Raw genomic sequence first — 22,571 nt, forward strand, 5'->3', positions numbered from 1 at the left:
CAACAGGGAAGTTCGACTTTCAATAAAATAAAAATTATCCTCTTATATCAGTGTTCATTACTTCTTCTAAAAACTTTTTAGTCTGCACTTAAATCTAGTTCATTGCTAAGTTTATTATTACCGTTCAGCGGTCAGAAGATTAAGGAATAACAACCTCGTATTTTACTAATTCTGATACTTCTGCCCCACATTGAGAATTTAAATAATAGGTAAATTTCCCGGATCTGCCTGGTAAAGTATTTTCTGTCCAAGTTAACGTTTTACCTTCCCACAGGGTTTGTTGCATCCAGTTTCTAACTTGATAGTTAGTAATATTGAGGCTTCCTTCTGGCTTTTGCCACTTCAAGGTTATACTCTTTTTATCTTTAGTATAACTAGCGGAAATATTAGCGGGAGGCTTGCATAAAGTAGGCGTAGCAACTTTATAGCTTTTAATACTTTGCACAAACATACTAGCCGTTTTTATATGGGGATTAGGCGGTCCAGCATAAGGGCCACCAATGGCTAGGTTAACTATTAAATAAAAACCACCCTCTTTATCATTAAAACCTCTACTTAAGGCATTAGCACCATCTGCTGGTAATGAGTCAGTTTTTAAGGGCCCCCAAATTTTTTTATTATCATAATAACCTGTAATAATATAACCACCTTTGGTGCTTTGAGGATCTTTATTCCATTCAAAACCCCATTTATGAAAATCATTATACAACCGTTCAACTTCTTTCTTTCTGATTAATCGATAACCTGGCCCTTTACAATCGCCGCCATTGCAGCGTGGATCTTTACCATTAAAATGTAGGGCAGCGGTCATTATGTCAAAGCTTGTATTCTTAGGGTAAGCTTCCATAATGTCGATTTCGCCATTCGTTGGCCATTGTTTGTCATTAGTAGGTAAAAGCCAGATTGCAGGCCATAAACCACTATGATAGTTAACTGGATTAGCTCTTGCCTCACATAGTCCATCATCACTGCTTTCACAGCGTGGTAACTTAGCAACTACTTCAAGATAGCCATGCGATAAAGTACTTGTATCCCAAACAGTTGAGTTTACCGTAGCATTATAAGGAGGCGCCTCAAGATCACGGCGTGTCATTATTTCACCAGCTTTCCAATAATTATTATTTACTTTAGTTGCCGATAATTTTAATTGACCTGGCTCATTAACGTTATCACAGTAATAAGATACCAAGGACGAATCATAGACATTAATTTCGCCTGATTTCCTATGATCATAGTTTGTAGCAGCATAGTAATTTAAGCCCTCTTCATTTTTATCAGTTAAAATATTTCTTACTAAACTACACTGCTTGTTTTCATCAAAGGAGCAAGGCATCGCAAAGATATTTGTTACTAACAAGATTGAGATAGGTGCTAAGATTCCCTTCATTAAATACCTGACTTATTCATTAAACTTTAAAATCACTATATTATATTTATTTCTGTATGTGCAAATTTAATTTTAATTAACTAAATTAAATAGCAATCACAAACACAATGGAATTTAAATAAGGTAACTAATTAGGTTTAAATTCTTATCTATGCCTAAAATAATAGAAGTAAAAAATCCTAGTTTATTTCTACAATCATGCCAGGTTTTATTAACTTACTAAGTTTCACTACGTCCCAATTAGTTAGACGAATACAGCCATGGCTTGTAGAACGTCCTATGGTTTCTGGTTCATTGGTACCATGAATTCCAATCCCTTTTTTATTTAAACCTATCCACACCACACCTACTGGGCTATTTGGGCCCGGTGGAAGATTGTGATAATTATCACTTTGCTTACCTTCTTTAAGCATCCTTTTATCGTATCTAAACCAGGGAAGATATCTAATACTTTTAATCTTCCATTTTCCTTTAGGAGCAGGTAATTCTTGTGAGCCCGGGGTTATAGGAAAAAAAGCAATAATTTTATTGTTTTCAAAAACCAGAAGCGTTTTTTTGCGCGTGTTTATTTTTACAATTCTTTTAGGTAAGGGTACATGTTTAGAAACTCCTGTTTGTGTGAGGCTTTCTATAACAAAGGGGGTCACATTTGGGACTTTTACCCTATCATTCGGTTTTAATTTATTAAAATTAACATGAGGATTAATTTCTTTTAAAAAATCAACGTCTGTATGGAAACGCTCTGCAATAAACTCTGCTAAATTTTCATAAGGTAAGGCTTTCTTCTTTGCCTGTTTTCTTATTTTTTCTGGAATAGAGCCTAAATAATTTTTATCATCATCTTTTATAGTATAAAAAGTATAGAGTGAATTAAGAGGCTTTGGTTGCGGTAATTTATAACATTGAAATATTGAAGTAAATTCCGTACTTTTTGTAGCTGCTTCTTCTAAATTAAAATTGTCATTAACTAAGACTTTCTTTTGAAGATAAACGGTATAGGGTAAAGGAAAATCCATTTCAGAGTATAAAGGTTTAAATGATTCATGATATTTCCAGGCTTGTTTTGTAAACTTGCCTCGGTGCCCATCAATTTTCCCTGTGCTAAAATTTTGCTCATCTAAGAAAATTTGTTGCTGTACAACTTTATCTCTAAAATTTTCTATATTTTTTGCATAAATACCAAAACAAAAGCAGAACAAAATACCCACATAAAAGATATATTTTTTCATAATTAAATATCACTGTTTAAATATAAACATAGCATATACTCGAGAAGTAAGATGGCAGAATTGTAAAATTTTTAATCACCTATTAGTCCATCATAACTTCTTATAAAAGGAAGCCGTTGACCTTAAAACCAACATAATGAATACGGTTAGCTCTTTATGATTAAGCTCAAACAATAGTTAGCTATACTTGATAAATAAATATATTAATTTCCTTTATCATGGCCTTGACATTCTTGTCACAACAATGTTAGCTTAAATAGTCACAATTAAATTTATAAAAAATTGGACAGAATATTCACCATAAAATTGACTAAAATTTTCTATAAAAAAGGACCGGTCTAAATAATATAAGGAGTGACTATGTTTAAACAAAGTTTATTATGTGGCGTTTTTGCTCTGACAACCATGTCTCCTCTAGCCGTTGAAGCAGCCGTACACGGAAACAGTAATGTGACACAAAATGCCATTACTGATACAGCAATCACTGCTAAAGTTAAAGCACTTTACTTAAAATCTCATTTAGTGCCTGGCACAAAAATTTCAGTAAAAACAAAGAATCAACAAGTTATTTTAACAGGTAAATTAGAAAGTGATTTGCAATACGAGCGGGCACTTGCCTTAGCAGAGTCAGTGGAGGGCGTTAAAAGTGTTAATGCCGATCACCTATCTGTAACTAATAGTAAAGCACCTTTAACTGATACCATGCTTACCGCCAAAGTAAAAGGTGCCATTTTAAAAGAAAAATTATTTGGTAAGAAAGCGGTTGAATATTGGCCAATTAAAGTCGAAACAAAAAATAGAATAGTTTATTTAACTGGTGAAGTAGATAACGATAGAGAACGAGCTAATATTACTAGCTTAGCAAAAAATATAAGGGGCGTACGAGCAGTTCATTCTGCAATTGCGGTGCGGTAATTAATGTGAGTTTGACATAAAGGAACGAAGTATTTTTTGTCAAACTCTATCCCACAAAATACATATAATTTATACATAACTTAAAGAAAAAATAATAAGTTATCTCAAATGATATATTTGTAACTACTGTAAGGAGATTACAATGAATACTAACCATGTTGTAAATGCTAATGATGTAATTGGAGTTAAAGTTGAGAATATTCAGGGTGATAATCTCGGCAAAATTGAAGCCTTAATGCTTGATAAATTAAGTGGGAAAGTAAGTTACGTTGTACTAAGTTATGGCGGTTTTTTAGGCTTAGGTAATAAGCTTTTTGCAATGCCTTGGAGTATTTTCTCTTACAATAAAGATCGCGACTGCTTTCAAATTCCTTTAAATGAAGAACAGTTAAAAAACTCGCCTGGCTTCGATAAAGATAATTGGCCTAATATGTCAGATAAAATGTGGAGTGATTCTATTGCTCGCTATTATGATACCGCCCTCTCTAGCCGCGATGATCGTACTGGTACCGGACAATTTTAATTAATTTAATTAGTGCAGTACCTTTAGGTACTGCGTTATTTCTTAAATTAACTTTTATGCATCATTTGTTGATGCGCGCACTCTTCACATAAATCATTGATATCTTCAATAGTATCATCTTCTTGGGGCAATACTTCTTGAATTGGCTCCAAATTATCCATATCCTCAATTTCGATTTTTGCACCACATTTCTTACATATTTTCATTGTCGACATAATTTTATCCTATTTTTATAATAATTAACTTAAAGCTATTGGCTTATAAATAAAAGAACTTAGGTTTAATGCAATAGGTTGTTCAGTAGCTAGTACTGGTGATAAATGTTAAATTTATATCTTCATTGAAAACTACCTTTATTTAATTTTAGGTGCTATTAACAAAAAGTCTCAAGTTTTATGAATTTAAAAAATCCTGAAAATCTAGTAATTAATAATGAATTTAATGTGTCACAGGCCATTATTTATCAAAAACAGTGGGCTAAAAAGATTGAAATAAAACCCATATCCAAAATAATAAATTATGTGGCAGGTATTGATATTGGTTATGATTATCCAAGTAATCGAGCTTTTACTGTCGCCGTCCTTTTAGATGCAGAAACATTACAACCTATTGAAATAACTAAAGCCATTACACCAATTGAAATCCCTTATAAACCTGGATTCTTATCCTTTCGAGAAGTTCCCGCTTTGTGTCAAGCATTAGATCAATTAAGTATTAAACCTGATTTAATTGTCTGTGACGGACAAGGGATAGCACATCCGCGCCGTTTTGGGTTAGCTTGTCATATTGGGTTAACCTATGATATACCGACTATCGGCTGCGGTAAAAGTAAACTTTATGGCTATGCTAAAGAACCTGGTAGCAACCCAGGTGATTACTCTGATCTTCAGGATCGGCAGGGTAATATTATTGGTGCCGTATTACGTAACAAATTAAATGTTAAACCGCTTTATATTTCCGTAGGGCATAAAGCAGATCTTACAAGTGCTTTGGCTTGGATTTTAAAACTTACGAAAGGTTATCGCTTACCTGAGCCAACTCGTTTAGCTGACAAGCTTGCTCATGAACATAAATTAGCTAGCCTTGCCTAAGAAAAATTTTATTAATTTCAATTTGCTGTATTTTAAATAGGGATATTGATATGAATGATAATAAAAAGGATTCAGATTTAACTCACTTAAAAGAAGTACAAATAGGCGAGCAAAAACTTTATAGTGGTAAAGGTGGTGACCTACATCAGCTCGCTGATACCAAAACTGCGACCCTAACCACGCAGCAAGGTACCCCCATTGCGGATGATCATAATTCGCTAAAAATTGGGCCGCGTGGATCAACCTTATTAGAAGATTTTATTTTACGTGATAAGCTCTTTCATTTTGATCATGAGCGCATACCTGAACGGGTCGTGCATGCGCGAGGGTTTGGTGTTCATGGCTATTTTGAAAATTATGAATCTTTAAGTGAGCTTACAAGCGCCCATCTTTTTCAAAAAAAGGGAGAAAAAACACCTGCTTTTGTACGGTTTTCCACAGTAGCAGGCAACAAAGGCTCGCCTGATTTAGCACGTGATGTGCGAGGTTTTGCTGTGAAACTCTATACGCAAGAAGGTAACTGGGATATCGTTGGTAATAATATTCCTGTCTTTTTTATCCAAGACGCAATTAAATTTCCTGATGTTGTTCACGCTGCTAAAGATGAACCCGATCGAGGCTTTCCACAGGCACAAACAGCCCATGATAATTTTTGGGATTTTATCTCTTTAACGCCAGAGTCAATGCATATGGTTATGTGGATTATGTCTGATCGTACTATTCCACGTTCTTTCCGTTTTATGGAAGGGTTCGGTGTTCATACCTTTCGTTTAGTTAATCAAGAAGGTAAGTCTACTTTTGTAAAATTTCATTGGAAGCCTATGCTTGGTATGCAGTCTGTCACCTGGGATGAAGCAGTTAAAATTAATGGCGCTGATCCTGATTATCATCGACGCGATTTATGGAATGCTATTCAAACAGGTAATTTCCCAGAATGGGAGCTTGGTATGCAGTTGTTTGATGAGTCTTTCTGCGAGCGCTTTCCTTTTGATGTGTTAGATGCAACTAAGATTATTCCCGAAGAAGAGATTCCTATCAGGCCGGTTGGACGTTTAGTATTAGACCGTTGTGTAGATAATTTTTTTGCTGAAACTGAGCAAGTTGCTTTTTGTACTCAAAATATTGTTCCTGGGATTGATTTTACTGATGATCCTCTATTACAAGGCCGTAATTTTTCTTATCTTGATACTCAATTAAAACGTTTAGGTAGCCCTAACTTTACTCATTTACCCATTAATGCACCTAAGTGCCCATTTGCGCATTTCCAGCAGGATGGTCATATGGCATTTATTAACCCCAAGGGGCGAGCTAATTATAATCCTAATTCTTGGGGAGTAGGCCCACGTGAAAACCGGCAAATTGGCTTTAGCAGTTATCCTAACTATGAAGAAGGACCTAAATTAAGAGTACGCCCGGAAAAATTTGCTGATCATTACAGTCAAGCACGCCAATTTTATTTAAGTCAAACAACGATTGAGCAAGCGCACTTAAGTGACGCACTTGTTTTTGAGCTCAGCAAAGTTGAAACAGCTGCAATCCGAGAGCGTATGGTTGCCCATCTATTAAATATTGATCAAAACCTAGCCCATACCGTTGCAAAAGGCTTAGGTATTACGCAATTACCTACCCCTGCTCCTGCCGCTAAGCCTACCCTCCAAAATTTACCAACTTCGGACAAATTAAGTATTTTAAAAAATACCCCTAATAGTTTTGCTGGCCGAACTGTAGGTATTTTATTATCAGAAGGTGCTAATGCAAGTCTTTATACTAAGCTAATCAAGGAAATTAAAGCTGAAGGCGCATTACCCTTTATTATCGCACCTCACATTTCAGGTGTGACTTTAAGTGATAATAGTAAAATTAAAGTGAATGAAAAAATTGGTGGTGGCCCTTCTTTCTTGTATGATGCTGTCATCCTTTTAATTGCTGAACCAGCTACAACCGAGCTTTTAAATTTACCTAAAGTACAAGAGTTTATCAATGATGCTTATCTTCATTATAAATTTATAGGTTATGAGCAACACTTACAACCGCTATTAACTCAGATAGGCTCTATTACTCATCTAGATGATGGTTTTATTAATTTAATAGATGAAAGTACCATACCGCAATTTATTAAAGCTTGTCGAAAGCTCAGATTTTGGGCACGTACTATTTAACGTGAGTTCGACATGAAAGAGACGAAGGCTCTTTTATGTCGCTAAACGAACGTTATCCCGTAAAATGCGGAGCATTTGTACGGGATCCAGATTAAATATAAATAATTAATCTTCCTACTTACTTTAATCTATCTAGGTTAGAGTAAGCCAATTTTATTTACACATAGACCATTTCCTTATCAGCTCACTTCTAGACTATACTAATTAAGAAATGCCTTTCAATGTATTTATACTTAAGGCCGATGTTCTATAGCGCTACCCATTAAGTTTTAGACAAGGCGCAAGTGAGTAGGCGAATGAGGGTACAACTAAGTAATGACTGAACCAACGAGCTTGCAACCTAGTATAAAGCTTAGTGAGTAGCGCTAGATTAACTCATAAACAATATTCAATTGATAAATACTTTTAAAAGGAATTAATTATGAAAGCACTCTGTTGGCATGGAAAGCACGATGTAAGAGTTGATTCTGTTGACGATCCTAAAATACTTCATGATCGAGACGCCATTGTTCGTATTACAGCAACAGCAATCTGTGGATCTGATTTGCATCTTTATAATGGGATTGTTCCGACTATGGAGTCAGGCGACATCTTAGGCCATGAATTTATGGGAGAGGTTGTTGAAGTCGGACGCGGTAATACTAAGTTAAGGGTTGGCGATCGTGTCGTTGTACCTTTTACCATTTCCTGTGGTGAGTGCTTTTTTTGTAAGAAAAGTTTATTTTCCTTATGTGAAAACTCTAATCCTAACGCTGAAATAGCTAAAGAGAGAATGGGACATTCACCTGCAGGTATATACGGCTATTCACATATGTTAGGTGGGTTTTCTGGTGGGCAAGCAGAATATGCACGCGTTCCCTATGCAGATGTAGGCCCTATTGTTATTCCTGAAGGCTATAGTGATGAACAGGTTTTATTTTTATCAGATATATTTCCTACTGGTTATATGGCTGCCGAGAATTGCAATATTCAACAAGGAGATACCGTCGCTATATGGGGTTGCGGGCCTGTGGGACAATTTGCAATTCAGAGTGCTTGGATGCTAGGTGCTGGCCGAGTTATTGCCATTGATTGTGTCCCTGAGCGCCTAAGCTTAGCCCAAACTTGGGGTAAAGCAGAAACAATTAATTTTGAAGAAAAAGATGTTTATGAAGAACTGATGTCTATGACTAAAGGCTTAGGGCCAGATGCATGCATCGATGCAGTCGGTACTGAAGCTCACGCAGGACCTAAATTTGATGCTATGATTGATAAAGCAAAACAGGTTTTACATTTAACCTCGGATAGGCCACGCTGCTTAAGAGAGACAATTATGTGCTGTCGCAAAGGGGGCACTATTTCTATTCCAGGTGTTTATGTTGGTTTTGCAGATAATATTCCTTTAGGTGCTGCTATGAATAAAGGATTAACCTTTAAGATGGGCCAAACACATGTACAACGTTACTTACCTCTGCTGTTATCAAAAATTATGGATGGTAAAATTGACACAACGAAAGTTATTTCCCATCGAATCACACTTGATGAGGCACCTACTGCTTATGAAAAATTTTGTGAAAAGGAAGATAGCTGTATCAAAGTTGTCATGACACCTAATTATCATTAATCTAACGTGAGTTCGCCATGAAAGAGACGAAGGCTCCTTCATGGCGCTAAACGAACGTTATCCCGTAAAATGCGAAGCATTCATACGGGATCCAGATTAAATATAACTAAATTAGACATAAAATATAGCAAATATATTTTATGTCTAATTCACATTAATCTAAATGATCTGCCCTTTATTATCCTCGATAAAGGGTAGATTTAAGTGCAACTCTTTAATCCCCTGTTAGCCCAGGTTATACTTCTATAATTAAATTATAAGTTAATTAGCTTAATGATTAAATTTTCTACAGGGATGAGCTACCTTTTATTAGGTATGGTAAATTTACCAACAAAGGGACTGAGACGCTTTGTCATCCTACCTATTTTTTTTAATCTTCTTGTTTTTATTGGCCTTTTTTATCTCCTTTACCATTATCTATTTCCCCTCTCTAATTATTATGTTAATCAGCTACCTTCTTGGTTGAGCTTCTTAAGTACTATTTTTATGATTTTTTTTATTTTAAGTTGCTTTCTCTTTTTCTTAGCAACATTTACTATCGTATTTAACCTGATTGCTGCGCCTTTTAATGGCATTTTAGCTGAGCGGGCGCAATATTTATTACGTAACCAAATGATTCCTGAATTAACTTACTCAGAAATCACCGTGCGTACTGTTAAGCGTCAAATGCAATTTATCAGTTATTTTTTTCCACGCTTTATTGGCATGTGTTTTCTATTCTTTATCCCTTTTATCCATCCTTTTTTTCCTTTTATTTGGTTTGCATTCAATTCCTGGATCTTAAGTATGCAATATCAAGATTATGCCATGGATAATAATTTAGTTGATTTCAAAACTATGCGGCAATTAATGAGACAAAATAAAGAAGAATCTTTTGGTTTTGGCTTTCTAATTAATTGCATTAGCTTCATACCTATTTTAAATATAGTCAGTATGCCTGCTGGCGTCATAGGTGGTGTATTGATGTTTTGTGATAGGCACAGTCAGAAACTACCGCCTATACTGATTAAAAAACAATAGGCTTTATTTAAAATAACTTAAAATTAAATACTTATTTTAGTGAAGAAAACCATGGAATATAAAGACTATTATAAAATAATGGGGCTTGATAGAAATGTAAGCCAAGAAGAAATAAAACGTGCCTATCGAAAACTCGCGCGTAAATATCACCCTGATGTTAGTAAAGAGCCTAATGCTGAAAGTAAATTTAAAGAACTTGGTGAAGCTTATGAAGTATTAAAAGATCCAGAAAAACGAGCCAAGTATGATCAATTTGGGCAATACTGGCAAAATCCTAATGCTGGAGCCGCTGGTGGACCAAGCGAGCAATCAAATTATCAATACTCACACTCCTTTGATCAAGGTAGTGCTGCTGATTTTGAAGATTTTCTTAGTAGTATTTTTAGGCAGCGTCAGCAACAAGAATACGATTATTTTGAGGAGTCTTTAGATATTCACGCTAAATTAACGATTAGCCTCGAAGATAGCTTTCATGGCGCTGAAAAAACGTTACAGTTACAAAAACCTGTTATGGCCCAATCGGGTTGGCCAGAGTATGAAACACGAGCTATCAAAGTAAAGATTCCTAAAGGGGTTATAGACAAACAACAAATTCGCTTAAAAGGTCAAGGGAATGAAGGCAGAAAACACCACAAAGGCGATTTATACATCGAAATTAATATTGCTCCTCATCCTTGGTTTAAATTAGAAAAAAAAGATATTCACTTAGAACTCCCTATAACGCCTTGGGAAGCAACGCTAGGTGCTTCCGTTCAAGTACCAACGCTAGGCGGGCTAGTAAGGCTTAAATTACCTAAATTGTCCCAAACTGGAAAACAAATGCGCCTTAAAGGTAGAGGTTTGCCAGGCAATCCGCCAGGTGATCAATTAATTAATTTAAAGATTGTTATCCCAACGACAGAGAATAATGAAGTTAATAAACTATATGAGCAGATCGCTGCCTTAACAAAATTTAATCCCCGTCAAAGTTTAGGAGTAAGTGATGACTAGAAATCAGAATGCAACTCAATTACCTGAATGTGAGGAGCACTTTTATTTATCTTTACAAGAGATCACCTATTCCTTTGGGGTTTCACAAGCAACGATTTTAGAAATCATAGATGAAGGAATTATTTCTGCCAAAAAAGATGACCGGGACGAATGGCAATTTGATCATGAAGCTTTTCGACGTATTCGTACTGTTTTAAAGTTAAATAGGGACTTAGGCGTTAATCTAGCCGGTGCTGGCTTAGCCTTAGAATTATTAACTGAAATTGAACGCTTACGACATTTGCTTGAAAGAAAGTAATATGAAATTATAATTTTTCGTTTATTGTTGAGTGTTGTTTCCTGCTATTAGTTATTCTCTCTCGCGATAGGTTTTGCAAACTAGTTTAAGGATTTAAGATAAGGAATTATTGAATGAAAAAAATAACAATTTTAATAAGTTTACTCTTTTTAAATTTAAGTTACGCTGATGAACCAAAGGATCAAGCGCTTAAAGAATACTGTGAGCAATCAAGTGGCCAAGTTGAACGTATGCCAGCTCAATTTAGTACTAAAACCGGTTTAGTAGAAGGGTTTAGTAAAGATTTTTGTACGTTCAAAATCGATGGCGGTTTTATTGCTGTAGGTTTAGCAACGTTTGCATCAACAGCGCCTAATATCGCAGCAACTTTAATTAAACAATTACCGCCTATCTCGCACGACTCGCCCCTATTTAAAGGCAAATACGAAAATCCTTCCCTTAATTTTTGTAAAAATATAGGCGGAGCCAGTATTGCATTTCTTGCTAATGGCGGTTTTAGTAATGCATTAGGACAGACAGATATTTGCGTTTTTGGCGATGGTTCAATGGTAAGTGGATGGTCGTTAATTTATATTGCTAACGGTAGAAAAGGATACTATCTGGTAAGAGATAAGATAAAAGCCGAACCTTTAGCTATTAAAATTCCTAGTTAGGATTAAAACCTAGATTAGTCTGGTTCATTTAGTGCCATAAAAGAAAAGTAGATTCTTTTATGGCAAAATAAGTCTAGTTTAACTGTTATCGCTCATCACATACTGTATAGTATCCATGTCGGTATGGATTACTACGAGCTCTAAATATGTAATCGCGGCAAGATTGACCCCGCTCATCACGATAGCGCTTATCTAGGCGAAAAGCAAAATCATTAAAATTCATATCCTGTTGCCATTCCCGTTCTTGACGAGCACGGTCTTGAGCATCCATCTTGTTTAAGTACTTACTAAGCTTACTAGCATAACCAATAGATACAAAAAGAGTTGCTAGAAAAGCCACAAGAAAAATAAATTTTTTAGCCATAATACTCTTAATTAAAACAACAGAGCCAATATTAAAACATAAAAATAAAATTTAAACAAATTGCCTCCACCTATGCCTACTTGCTACGGCTTGTCTGCTGGATCTAGTGAGGTTGCAAAATTATGGATTCTGCAAACAAGTCATGGAATGTAGCAGAAATAGAATAACGTAGGTAAAATTAAATAAGTGGTAATTTACATTGATATGCTAAACAAAGTGCAACCCAACAATTATGAGTATAATTACATGCCTTAAGACTGAAACTGTTGGTGGGCTGCGCTATGCTTAGCCCAACCTTATGCTGATATAGTCTTTAAAATTTAATCTCTATACTGCGATAGGCGCTTTTATAGTAGGATGTGATTGATAATTTTTAAAACTAAAATCTTCAAATTTATAATCAAATAAGGATTGGGGACGACGATGAATAACTAGTTCGGGCAAGGGAAATGGCTCTCTTCCTAACTGAATCTGAGCTTGCTCTAAATGGTTTGTATATAGATGGCAATCACCACCAGTCCAAACAAAATCGCCTACATCAAGATTGCATTGTTGAGCAATCATATAAGTTAATAATGAATAAGAGGCAATATTAAAGGGAACACCTAAAAAGACATCAGCAGAACGTTGATATAACTGACAAGACAATTTCCCTTGTGCAACATAAAATTGAAATAAAGCATGACAAGGCATTAGAGCCATTTTATCTAACTCACCCACGTTCCACGCACTGACAATAAGACGTCTTGAATCAGGATTTGTTTTAATCTGCTCTAAGAGTTCAGCTAATTGATCAATAGTACGACCGTCAGAAGTTGGCCAACTACGCCATTGTCGACCATAAACGGGACCTAGATTACCTTGCTCATCAGCCCACTCATCCCAGATAGTAACACCATTTTCATTTAAATAAGCGGTATTTGTATCACCACGCAAAAACCACAGCAATTCATGAATAATACTGCGCACATGCAATTTTTTGGTAGTTACTAAAGGAAATCCGGCCGCTAAATTAAAACGCATCTGATAGCCAAAAACAGATAATGTACCGGTGCCTGTTCGATCTGATTTCTCAATCCCGTGTTGTAAAATATGTTTTAATAACGCTAAATATGTTTGCATCGTCTATTCCACCATAACCAAAATCCTGCAGCAAGCATGGGAATGGATAATAACTGCCCCATGGTCAGCCAATTAAATGCAAGAAACCCGACTTGAACATCCGGTTCTCGGAAAAACTCGATAATTAAACGACTGCAAGCATATCCAATTAAAAAAATAGCTGATACGCAGCCATGGGGCCTTGGTTTTGCAGCATACCACCAAACTAAAACAAATAGTGCAATGCCTTCCAAGCCAAATTCATAAAGTTGAGAGGGGTGTCGAGGTAACCCATCTGAATGTGGAAAAATCATAGCCCAAGGAGCATCAGTTACGCGTCCCCACAACTCACCATTAATAAAATTCCCTAATCGACCAGCAGCAAGTCCTAAAGGTACCAAAGGTGCTACAAAATCGCCGACCTCTAAAAATGACTTCTTTATTTTACGGGAATACAAAATTAGAGCCACAGCAACACCTAATAGTCCACCGTGAAAAGCCATTCCGCCTTCCCATAATTTAAAAAATATTAAGGGATCACTCATAAATTGGTGGGTGCTATAAAATAACATGTACCCTAATCTACCACCTAAAATAACGCCTAGAGCAGCATAAAAGATTAGATCGCTTATTTGTTCACTTGTCCAATTTAAATGGTAACGTTTAACACGCCAATGAGCTAAACCCCAGGCCGCTGTAATACCAAACAAATACATTAAGCCATACCAATGTACTTTTAATGGTCCAATAGAAAATGCAACTGGATCAATAGCAGGATAAGTGAGCATATTCTTACCTCAAGTTATTTGCAGAATTTTGCCAAATTGCCGGTAAAACTAATTACCTCTTTAAAATATCTAGGGTTAAATAGAGCTCTCGCATAACCTGCATCTTTTACTTTATTGCTGCGTTGCAAATGTTTCTGCGGTGCTCATTTACTCTCTGTAAACTCTGCTCCTCAAAACCTTTGCGCCTTGCACTAAAGTAAAATCTACAGGTTATGTAAGAGCTCTAATATTTACATATTAAAAACTAAATAACGCTAATATTATTAATTATGACGCAATAAAACTACAATGCTAACTGGATACTTGTTATAAGTAAAATTATTATAAAAACATATTCTAAATGTTTTTGAGAAAGAAGATAAGTCAGTTTCGCTCCCCAGAAAGCACTAAAAATACTAGGCAAGGCAATACATAATACTGCGGGCCAATAAACATAACCTGTACTATAAGCTGGAAGTGCTACTTCAGAAAAACCAATTACTATAAACATAATAGTGCCAACAACAGCGGCAGTCATAATACATAAAGCGGCTATAGGGGTGATTTTTTTTATATTTAAGCCACAGTAAGAAAGATATGGAATAATAAGTACACCACCGCCAATACCTAATAAACCAGAAATTAGGCCAATGAAAAAACTAATTAAAATATTTAAGGCAGTATGTGGATAGTGTGGTGTAGGTTGACTGAGTTTAAAGTTAAATATTCTCTCTATAGCAATAAGTAATAGAAAAAAAGCGAGTATTCTTTCTAACCAAATAACCGGTAAATAATTAGATAACATAACGCCAACAAAGGCGCCAATAAAAATACCTGGTGCTAGCTTAAGAAAAGCCGACCATAAAATTGTACCTTGTCGATAATGCGCCCGTACCGTCGCTTGGGAAATGAATAGAATAATTGCAAGAGAGGTGCCTGTCGCTAAATGAATAGCTAAGTCTGCAGGCATTTTGCCTATGTATTGGAAAATAAAGAGTAAAGCAGGCACAATAATAATTCCGCCGCCAATACCTATCATGCCTGACATTAAACCGGCGACAATACCAGTAAGACTATAGAGAGCGCCAGTTAAAAAAGTCATCAATATCATTATATTCTGCCAGCTCTAATTAAGCCACCTAGACCCTCATCTTCTAATGCTTTTTGTAAATAAAGTCTAATTTCAACAGCATGTTCTAATTCTAATACATCAGCAAGTACTTTTCGTGCTTTGGCCAAAGAGATATTACGAACTACCCATTTTACCCGAGGTAGGCTTGTTGAATTCATACTTAACGTATCAAAACCCATAGCGATTAGTAAAACTACCGCCAATGGATCGCTAGCCATTTCTCCACAGATACTTACTTCTATTCCGGCTGCATGCCCTCCTTCTACAATCTTAATAAGAGACCGTAACATTGCGGGGTGAAATGAATCATATATATTAGCTACGCGAGAATTATTCCTATCAACAGCTAATAAATATTGCGTTAAATCATTACTTCCTACCGAAATAAAATCAACACGCTTAGCTAAATCTTTTGCCAAATAAACAGCCGCCGGTACTTCAATCATTACACCTAATTTAGGTTTCTCAATTACACAGCCTTCTTCTAGTAATTCTTGAAATGCTTGTTCAATCAATAATGCAGCTTCTTCAACTTCACTTAAACTGGTAATCATAGGCAGCATAATACGCAGATTATTTAAATCTACACTGGCTCGCATCATAGCACGGACTTGAATTAGAAAAACATCAGGATGGTCAAGAGTTACTCTTATACCGCGCCAACCTAAATAAGGATTATCTTCCTTTACAGGAAAATAAGGTAAAATTTTATCACCGCCAATATCTAAAGTACGCATAGTTACCAATCTGGGCGCAAAGGCTTTTAATATTTGACGATAGATAATATGCTGTTCATCCTCTGAAGGAAAACGATCACGGCTCATAAAAGGCACTTCAGAACGATAAAGACCTACCCCTTCTGCCCCAACGCTCATGGACAGCCCGGCATCCATGGCTAATCCAGTATTAACCTGTAATGAAATTTTAAAATTATCAAGTGTTTCTGCAGGTTTATCTCGTAAGCTTTCTAGGCTTTGATTTAATTCTAACTCTTCACGAGCTAGTTTCTTAAATTCAGCAAGTAAAGCGCGTGAGGGGGAAACATAAATATGGCCTAAGAAGCCATCAACAATAACAGCTCGATTAGATAACGTTTCTAATTTAAGCCCACGTACACCCATAATGGTAGGCACACCTAAAGCACGAGCTAAGATAGCCACATGCGAATTATTCGAGCCTTTAGCCGAAACAATACCTACTAACTGTCCTTCAGGTACTTCAGCTAAGACAGATGCTGTAATTTCTTCACCAACTAAAATTGTGCGTCTCGGATAGGTAATTTCTATCCGCTGGGAAAGTTGTAATTCAGCTAGTACTCGTCGCCCTAAATCTCTAAAATCGCTTGCCCGCTCTTGTAAATATTCATCTTCCATGCTTTCAAATTGCTGCACATGTTTACGTATAACAACGGATAAAGCAGCTTGAGCACTTAATTTTTCAGCTTGAATAACAGTGATGACCTCTGCACCTAAACTGTCTTTATCTAAGATGCGAATATAAACATCAAATAAGGCCTGCTCGTCCTCTGCAACGGTTGCTTTCATACGCCTACTTAGACGTTGCATATCTTCACGAGCTGATTGAAGCGCTTTTAAAAAAATGTCTATTTCATCTTCAATGTCCTCAACCGTATGACGTGGTACAGAATCAATATCTGCAGGCGCATAAATAACGACAGCGCGTCCAATACCTACTCCAGGCACACAGCCAATTCCTGATAACGCTATATGAGCAGGTAGATCTGTTCTTTTTGCCCCTAAAGGCTTTGGCTGGGTTAATTGAGCTAGTTCCCCTGTTGCTTCAGCATGGGCAATAATTCCACCTAATTGTGCTGCCAAAGTAATTAAGAACGCTTCTTCTGCATCATCAAAATAACGCTGTTCTATTTGTTGTACGGTAATAACGCCATAGAGCTTACGATGCTGAATAATAGGAACGCCTAAAAAAGCGTTTAGATGTTCCTCACCTAAAAGAGGGTTTTTATGAAATTCAGAATGCAAATGCGCATCAATAATATTAATAGGTTCTTCACGCCTACCAACTAGCCCAATAATACCACTATCTAAACCTACTCTAACTTTAGACTCAGCATATTTATTCAAGCCTTCGGTTGCAATTAAAACATATTCAGCATGTTTATTGTCTATCAAATAAACAGACACAGCATCTGCGGCTAAAGCCTTATGCAAACGCTGCACGAGAATAGCTAAAGCCTCAGATAAATGATTAGCGGTTGTAACATCCTGTACAATTCGTTTTAAAATTTTTAACATTTATGAACTATGATTACCTCGCTTGCGACGCATACCAAATGGCGTGCGACGTTTTTTTAACAGGTGCTCTAACTCTTTCATGGCTTGAGTATAGACTTGTCTTTTAAAAAAAATCACCTGTTCCTGAGGTTCGTGATAATCAATCCAACGCCAACTGTCAAATTCTGGCGAATCACTTAGATCAAGACGTACCTTCTGTTCACAAGTAATTAACCTAAGTAAATACCATTTCTGTTTCTGGCCAATTACTAATGGCTCACTTCCATGTCGTAAATACTGTTTGGGCAGGCGATATTTTAACCATCGCTTTGTTACCCCTATAATTTCTATATCTTCTTTATCTAAGCCTATTTCCTCACGTAGTTCACGATACATTGCTTCAAGCGCCGTTTCACCTGCAATTAAACCGCCTTGCGGAAATTGCCAAGCATCATGGCCGTTACGCCGCCCCCAAAAAACTCTACCGGAATCATTAACTAAAATAATTCCTACATTAAGCCTATAGCCGGCTCGATCAATCACCATTTGATTACTATTTACATATAAGTCATTAATTCGTGATTTTTCCATAAAGTGCAAGACTTTGGCAATTACTCTCTATTTTAATTTAAGCACAAGGAAAAATATTATACGTTGTAAGAAAAAAATTCGTATTTCTTTAAACGTTTTTTTTTTAATTTTTATGTTTACGATTCTGCAACAAATGCCTGAATAAAACTACAACAACTGCATTATATTTTCACCAAGGTGTTTTAATTGTTTTCCAAATTTAAATAAAATGAACAACTTATAAAAAAAGTGCCCTTTTACTAATTTTAAGCTTTAAAAATGGTAAATTTACAGTTTTGTAACAAGATATTGAACATATTTGTTTCACATCACATAAATATTTGCTATGATGCCAGCGATTTTTTCAAACATATGGAGAAAAATTATGGCATTATTTAAATTCAAAGCGCCAGAAATCAATTTTAGAAATTTTTTAAAAAATAACTGGAAAAGTGCTGCTGCAATTGGCGGGGCTGTTGTAGGCGCAGTAGGCGTGGGCGCACTATGTTTATTCTTCCCACCAGCAATTCCTTTTATCGCTGGTATTACAATTTTCGGCGCGGCACCTTTCGCAGGCTTAGCTTCAATGTCTGTCGTTGCAGCTTCTTTCGCAGCTGCTGGTATTGCTGCTGCTGCAGCAGTTGGTTTTTCAGCTGTCGTTAATGCAGTGACTAAAGTTTCTAACTTAATGGATAACTTATTCCGTACTAAGAAAACTCATATCACTGATTTCCCCAATGAAAGAATCGTCTCTGAAAAAGGCTATAACCCTTTCACTAACAGCCCTTATCATACTCCAGAACTTGCTAAAAAAGTTACTGATCATAACGCTTCTGCAGCCAATGCATCTAATCTAGATCCAGAAGTACGACTAAATGATAAGCGCGCTCCTAAAGTAGAATTAAAAGATCTGCCCCATACTAAAGTTTTCCATGAAGACAAACCAATTCCAGCAGTTGAACATATCGATACTACAGTGACTCAAGAGAAAAAAGTAACTCTTGGTTAATAGTTGCTGTAAGCTTCTAATATCTAGTATATGTTGAGCTTCGGCTCAACATATTTTTATTTCTCTTGTTTTATTCTTTTCAATCCTTACTCTCTGCAACTGTTTACTAAAATTAATTGCCTATTAAACTTAATGGTAGCAAGCATTTTATTAATAAATACATTATAATTCGTCATTTTCATTAGATAGGCTAAAGTATGACTCGCAAATTAGTGGTAACCAGCGCGTTGCCTTATGCTAACGGCCCACTTCACCTAGGACATTTAGTTGAGCATATTCAAACAGATGTCTGGGTGCGTACACACAAGATGTTAGGTAATACTTGTATTAGTGTTTGTGGGGACGATGCGCATGGCACCCCTATTATGCTAAAAGCAGAACAGCTTGGTATTAGCCCAGAAGAATTAACTACCCAAATGAAGCAAAGTCATGAACAAGATTTTCAAGATTTTGCTATTCACTATGATTACTATCACACAACCCATTCCAATGAAAATCAGGCATTGGCTAGCAAAATTTATCAGCAACTGGAAGCCAATGGCGATATCGTTAAAAAAACAATACGCCAAGCCTATGATCCCGTTAAAGAAATGTTTTTACCTGATCGCTATGTAAAAGGCACCTGCCCAAAATGCAAAACCCCTGATCAATATGGCGATAATTGTGAGGCTTGCGGTGCAACTTATTCAACAACTGATTTAATTGATGCAGTTTCAGCTATTTCCGGCGCCAAGCCTATTGAAAAAGAATCCGAACACTATTTTTTTGATTTACCCCGCTATGAACAATTATTAAAAGAATGGACTCGCCAAGGCCACTTACAACTAGAAGTAAGTAATAAACTTGACGAATGGTTTGCAGCTGGCTTAAAACAATGGGACATTTCACGTGATGCACCCTATTTCGGCTTTCCCATACCAGGGACTGTAAATAAATTTTTCTATGTTTGGCTAGATGCCCCAATTGGCTATATGGCGAGCTTTCAGAAATACTGTGAGCTAAATGGATTAAATTTTGACGACTACTGGGGTAAAAATTCTAGCGCTGAACTTTACCACTTTGTTGGTAAAGATATTGTCTATTTTCATGCTCTATTTTGGCCTGCCATACTTGCTGGCAGTAATCATCGCCTTCCTACCGCCATTTTTACCCATGGTTTTTTAACTGTTAATGGCCAGAAAATGTCTAAATCACGGGGCACTTTTATTGAAGCACGGACCTATCTTAACCATTTACATCCTGAGTATCTGCGTTACTATTTTGCTGCTAAATTAAATGGCCGAGTAGATGATCTTGATTTAAATTTTGATGATTTTATTAATCGCGTTAATGCTGATTTAGTTGGTAAAGTTGTCAATATTGCAAGCCGCTGTGCTGGCTTTATTAACAGACTTTTTAATAATCAGTTAGCAGAAAAATTAAGTGCCCCTACACTCTACCAAGAACTTTTAAGTCAGCGTGAAACGATTATTGACGCTTACCTCCAACGAGACTATGCGAAAGCAGTTCGACAAATTATGGATTGTGCTGATCGTGTCAATCAATATATAGATACGAATAAACCTTGGGTATTAGCCAAAACCCCAGAGCAACTACCTGAAGTACAAACCATCTGTACAATGGGATTAAATTTATTTCGTATTTTAATAACCTATCTTAAACCCGTGCTCCCTTTAATGGCAATGCAAGCTGAATCCTTCTTAAATTGTGACTCACTTACTTGGAATAGTTTAGATAAGCCCCTACTTGAACATTCCATTAAGTTATTTAAGCCTCTAATAACTCGTGTGGAGCGTGATAAAATAGATACTTTACTTGCAGAAACAAAAGAAAATTTAATTAACAGCAAACAATCAAACCCCATGAAACAAACGCAAACAGATTTCATTAGTATCGATGATTTTAGTAAAATTGATTTACGAGTTGCCAAAATTATCACGGCTGAGCCCGTTGAAGGTGCGGATAAATTGTTGCGCCTTAAACTAGATTTAGGCGATAGCCAAAAACAAGTCTTTGCCGGTATAAAGACAGCTTATGCCCCTGCTGATCTTGTTGGTCGTTTAACAATTGTTGTTGCTAATTTAGCACCACGTACCATGCGTTTTGGTGTATCTGAGGGAATGGTTTTAGCCGCCGGTGATGGTAAACAGATTTTTTTATTACAACCTGATTCAGGCGCTTTACCTGGTATGAAAGTAAAATGACCACTACCGTTAAAGATATCGACGCCATACTACCACAAACTCAATGCGGCGAATGTGGCTTTTCTGGTTGCATGCCCTATGCAGAAGCTTTACTGCAAGGCAATACGCCTATTGATCGTTGCCCACCAGGTGGAGTTGAGACCGTGCAAGCGCTTGCGAAGTTATTAAAATTAGATGCTGCTCCGTATCTTTTAACTGCCCAAGAGAATAAACGCGCCCCAAGTGTTGCAAAAATAAATGAAGAAGATTGCATAGGCTGTACGAAGTGCATCCAAGCATGTCCTGTTGACGCAATTGTTGGTAGTAGTAAATTAATGCATGTTATTTTAAAAACAGAGTGCACAGGTTGCGGGCTTTGTGTAGATCCTTGTCCAGTCGATTGCATTGAAATGCAGCCGCTAGATCAGCCTACCTATAACAGCAATATCGCTCGGCAACGCTTTCAAGCAAAACAAATAAGGAAATTACGTGAACAGCATGAGCAACAGCAATTGTATCGTGCTAAAAAGCAACTAGCGCAGCGTACACAACTGATGCAAGAACTTGAAGCAAAACAAAATTACATTTTACAAGCCCTTAATCGTGTTAACAGCAAAAAAAATCATGGATAATTTAACGCGTCAGGAAATTTTTAAGCGCTTTCAAGCAGCCAATCCTAATCCAACAACTGAATTAAAATTTAGTTCTGCTTTTGAATTGTTAATTGCTGTTATTTTATCTGCGCAAGCAACCGATGTCAGTGTTAATAAAGCAACTGATAAATTATTTCCTGTTGCTAATACACCTCAAGCGTTTTTAGAACTTGGCGAAGAAAAATTAAAAGAATATATAAGCAAAATTAATTTATATCGAGGAAAAGCTAGAAATATAATCAAAACTTGTCAAATGTTGCTCGAAAAACATCATGGCAATGTTCCAACAACACGTTCCGAGTTAGAGGAACTAGCAGGGGTTGGCCGCAAAACGGCTAATGTTGTTTTAAACACAGCGTTTAAACAACCAATGGTAGCAGTTGATACCCATATCTTCCGCGTAGCCAATCGTACAGGTATTGCGCCTGGTAAAAATCCACTTGAAGTTGAACTAAACCTACTTAAGGTTGTCGATGAGAAATTTATCCTTAATGCTCATCATTGGCTACTTTTACACGGCCGTTATGTTTGTGTCGCTCGTAAACCGCACTGCGGTGTCTGCTCTATTCGTGACTTATGCGAATATAAAGAAAAAACCCTATAAATCTTCTAAACTCTAAGCTAATAAATTAAACATTAAAATATCTAGTAAATAATTTACTTTAGCCATAG

Annotated in this window: 22 protein-coding genes; 13 read left to right on the forward strand and 9 right to left on the reverse strand. The window is 36.4% G+C overall.

Going from position 1 to position 22,571, the window contains the following annotated elements; translation table 11 throughout:
• Positions 1-139: 139 nt before the first annotated feature.
• Together E1P04_RS05410 and E1P04_RS05415 are read right to left on the reverse strand one after the other, a co-directional pair.
• A complete protein-coding gene (locus tag E1P04_RS05410; RefSeq protein ID WP_131781913.1) occupies positions 140-1,387 on the reverse strand; it encodes a glycoside hydrolase family 16 protein in 1,248 nt (415 codons plus the stop codon).
• A gap of 179 nt (positions 1,388-1,566) precedes the next feature.
• Positions 1,567-2,616, reverse strand: coding sequence for a L,D-transpeptidase (locus E1P04_RS05415; protein ID WP_131781914.1), 1,050 nt, complete (start codon positions 2,614-2,616; stop codon positions 1,567-1,569).
• Positions 2,617-2,976: 360 nt separating this feature from the next.
• On the opposite strand from E1P04_RS05415, the gene E1P04_RS05420 reads away from it, so the two are divergent.
• Entirely contained in the window at positions 2,977-3,531 is a 555-nt protein-coding gene (locus tag E1P04_RS05420) for a BON domain-containing protein (RefSeq protein WP_131781915.1), read from the forward strand.
• A gap of 142 nt (positions 3,532-3,673) precedes the next feature.
• Positions 3,674-4,054 carry a PRC-barrel domain-containing protein gene (locus E1P04_RS05425; protein ID WP_131781916.1) on the forward strand — a complete coding sequence of 127 codons (381 nt, stop codon included), beginning with the start codon at positions 3,674-3,676 and terminating at the stop codon, positions 4,052-4,054.
• A gap of 47 nt (positions 4,055-4,101) precedes the next feature.
• On the opposite strand, the gene E1P04_RS17585 is transcribed toward E1P04_RS05425, so the two are convergent.
• A complete protein-coding gene (locus E1P04_RS17585) occupies positions 4,102-4,269 on the reverse strand; it encodes a hypothetical protein (RefSeq protein WP_165482687.1) in 168 nt (55 codons plus the stop codon).
• A 180-nt stretch (positions 4,270-4,449) separates the two neighbouring features.
• Between E1P04_RS17585 and nfi the strand changes: the two genes are divergently transcribed.
• The 7 genes from nfi (at position 4,450) to E1P04_RS05460 (ending at position 11,868) form a co-directional block, all read left to right on the forward strand.
• Complete coding sequence (nfi, locus tag E1P04_RS05430) at positions 4,450-5,145, forward strand: deoxyribonuclease V (RefSeq protein ID WP_131781917.1); 696 nt, start codon at positions 4,450-4,452, stop codon at positions 5,143-5,145.
• A 50-nt stretch (positions 5,146-5,195) separates the two neighbouring features.
• Positions 5,196-7,304, forward strand: coding sequence for a catalase (locus tag E1P04_RS05435; protein ID WP_131781918.1), 2,109 nt, complete (start codon positions 5,196-5,198; stop codon positions 7,302-7,304).
• A gap of 421 nt (positions 7,305-7,725) precedes the next feature.
• Positions 7,726-8,907, forward strand: coding sequence for a zinc-dependent alcohol dehydrogenase (locus E1P04_RS05440; RefSeq protein WP_131781919.1), 1,182 nt, complete (start codon positions 7,726-7,728; stop codon positions 8,905-8,907).
• Between the two features lie 273 nt (positions 8,908-9,180).
• The gene (gene cysZ / locus E1P04_RS05445) at positions 9,181-9,927 is read left to right on the forward strand and encodes a sulfate transporter CysZ (protein WP_131781920.1); all 747 of its coding nucleotides are present in this window, start codon (positions 9,181-9,183) and stop codon (positions 9,925-9,927) included.
• A gap of 51 nt (positions 9,928-9,978) precedes the next feature.
• Positions 9,979-10,917, forward strand: coding sequence for a DnaJ C-terminal domain-containing protein (locus tag E1P04_RS05450; RefSeq protein WP_131781921.1), 939 nt, complete (start codon positions 9,979-9,981; stop codon positions 10,915-10,917).
• A complete protein-coding gene (locus tag E1P04_RS05455; RefSeq protein ID WP_131781922.1) occupies positions 10,910-11,215 on the forward strand; it encodes a chaperone modulator CbpM in 306 nt (101 codons plus the stop codon). The genes E1P04_RS05450 and E1P04_RS05455 overlap by 8 nt, the downstream gene beginning before the upstream one ends.
• 113 nt (positions 11,216-11,328) lie before the next feature.
• Positions 11,329-11,868: a hypothetical protein gene (locus tag E1P04_RS05460; RefSeq protein ID WP_131781923.1), complete on the forward strand. Its 540-nt coding sequence runs from the start codon at positions 11,329-11,331 to the stop codon at positions 11,866-11,868.
• An 85-nt stretch (positions 11,869-11,953) separates the two neighbouring features.
• On the opposite strand, the gene E1P04_RS05465 is transcribed toward E1P04_RS05460, so the two are convergent.
• From E1P04_RS05465 to E1P04_RS05490, 6 genes are all read right to left on the reverse strand, one after another.
• Positions 11,954-12,232, reverse strand: a complete 279-nt coding sequence (locus E1P04_RS05465) for a hypothetical protein (protein WP_131781924.1) — start codon at positions 12,230-12,232, stop codon at positions 11,954-11,956.
• A gap of 327 nt (positions 12,233-12,559) precedes the next feature.
• Positions 12,560-13,354, reverse strand: a complete 795-nt coding sequence (gene thyA, locus E1P04_RS05470) for a thymidylate synthase (RefSeq protein ID WP_131781925.1) — start codon at positions 13,352-13,354, stop codon at positions 12,560-12,562.
• Positions 13,339-14,121, reverse strand: a complete 783-nt coding sequence (gene lgt / locus E1P04_RS05475; protein WP_131781926.1) for a prolipoprotein diacylglyceryl transferase — start codon at positions 14,119-14,121, stop codon at positions 13,339-13,341. The genes thyA and lgt overlap by 16 nt, the downstream gene beginning before the upstream one ends.
• Before the next feature lie 283 nt (positions 14,122-14,404).
• The gene (locus tag E1P04_RS05480) at positions 14,405-15,202 is read right to left on the reverse strand and encodes a sulfite exporter TauE/SafE family protein (RefSeq protein ID WP_242604393.1); all 798 of its coding nucleotides are present in this window, start codon (positions 15,200-15,202) and stop codon (positions 14,405-14,407) included.
• Positions 15,203-15,210: 8 nt separating this feature from the next.
• Positions 15,211-17,505 (reverse strand): phosphoenolpyruvate--protein phosphotransferase, encoded by a 2,295-nt coding sequence (gene ptsP, locus E1P04_RS05485; protein ID WP_131781928.1) that lies wholly within the window; start codon positions 17,503-17,505, stop codon positions 15,211-15,213.
• Positions 17,506-18,030 (reverse strand): RNA pyrophosphohydrolase, encoded by a 525-nt coding sequence (locus tag E1P04_RS05490; RefSeq protein WP_131782205.1) that lies wholly within the window; start codon positions 18,028-18,030, stop codon positions 17,506-17,508. It abuts the gene before it with no gap.
• A 409-nt stretch (positions 18,031-18,439) separates the two neighbouring features.
• Here E1P04_RS05490 and E1P04_RS05495 point away from each other — a divergent pair, with 409 nt between their 5' ends.
• From E1P04_RS05495 to nth, 4 genes are all read left to right on the forward strand, one after another.
• Positions 18,440-19,063, forward strand: coding sequence for a hypothetical protein (locus E1P04_RS05495; protein WP_131781929.1), 624 nt, complete (start codon positions 18,440-18,442; stop codon positions 19,061-19,063).
• 197 nt (positions 19,064-19,260) lie between these two features.
• Positions 19,261-21,267 carry a methionine--tRNA ligase gene (gene metG, locus E1P04_RS05500; RefSeq protein WP_131781930.1) on the forward strand — a complete coding sequence of 669 codons (2,007 nt, stop codon included), beginning with the start codon at positions 19,261-19,263 and terminating at the stop codon, positions 21,265-21,267.
• Positions 21,264-21,878, forward strand: a complete 615-nt coding sequence (locus E1P04_RS05505; protein WP_131781931.1) for an RnfABCDGE type electron transport complex subunit B — start codon at positions 21,264-21,266, stop codon at positions 21,876-21,878. The genes metG and E1P04_RS05505 overlap by 4 nt, the downstream gene beginning before the upstream one ends.
• Complete coding sequence (nth, locus tag E1P04_RS05510; protein ID WP_131781932.1) at positions 21,871-22,503, forward strand: endonuclease III; 633 nt, start codon at positions 21,871-21,873, stop codon at positions 22,501-22,503. Before E1P04_RS05505 ends, nth begins: the two co-directional genes overlap by 8 nt.
• Positions 22,504-22,571 lie beyond the last annotated feature (68 nt).

This window comes from Legionella gresilensis, assembly GCF_900639865.1.
Taxonomy (GTDB): domain Bacteria; phylum Pseudomonadota; class Gammaproteobacteria; order Legionellales; family Legionellaceae; genus Legionella_C; species Legionella_C gresilensis.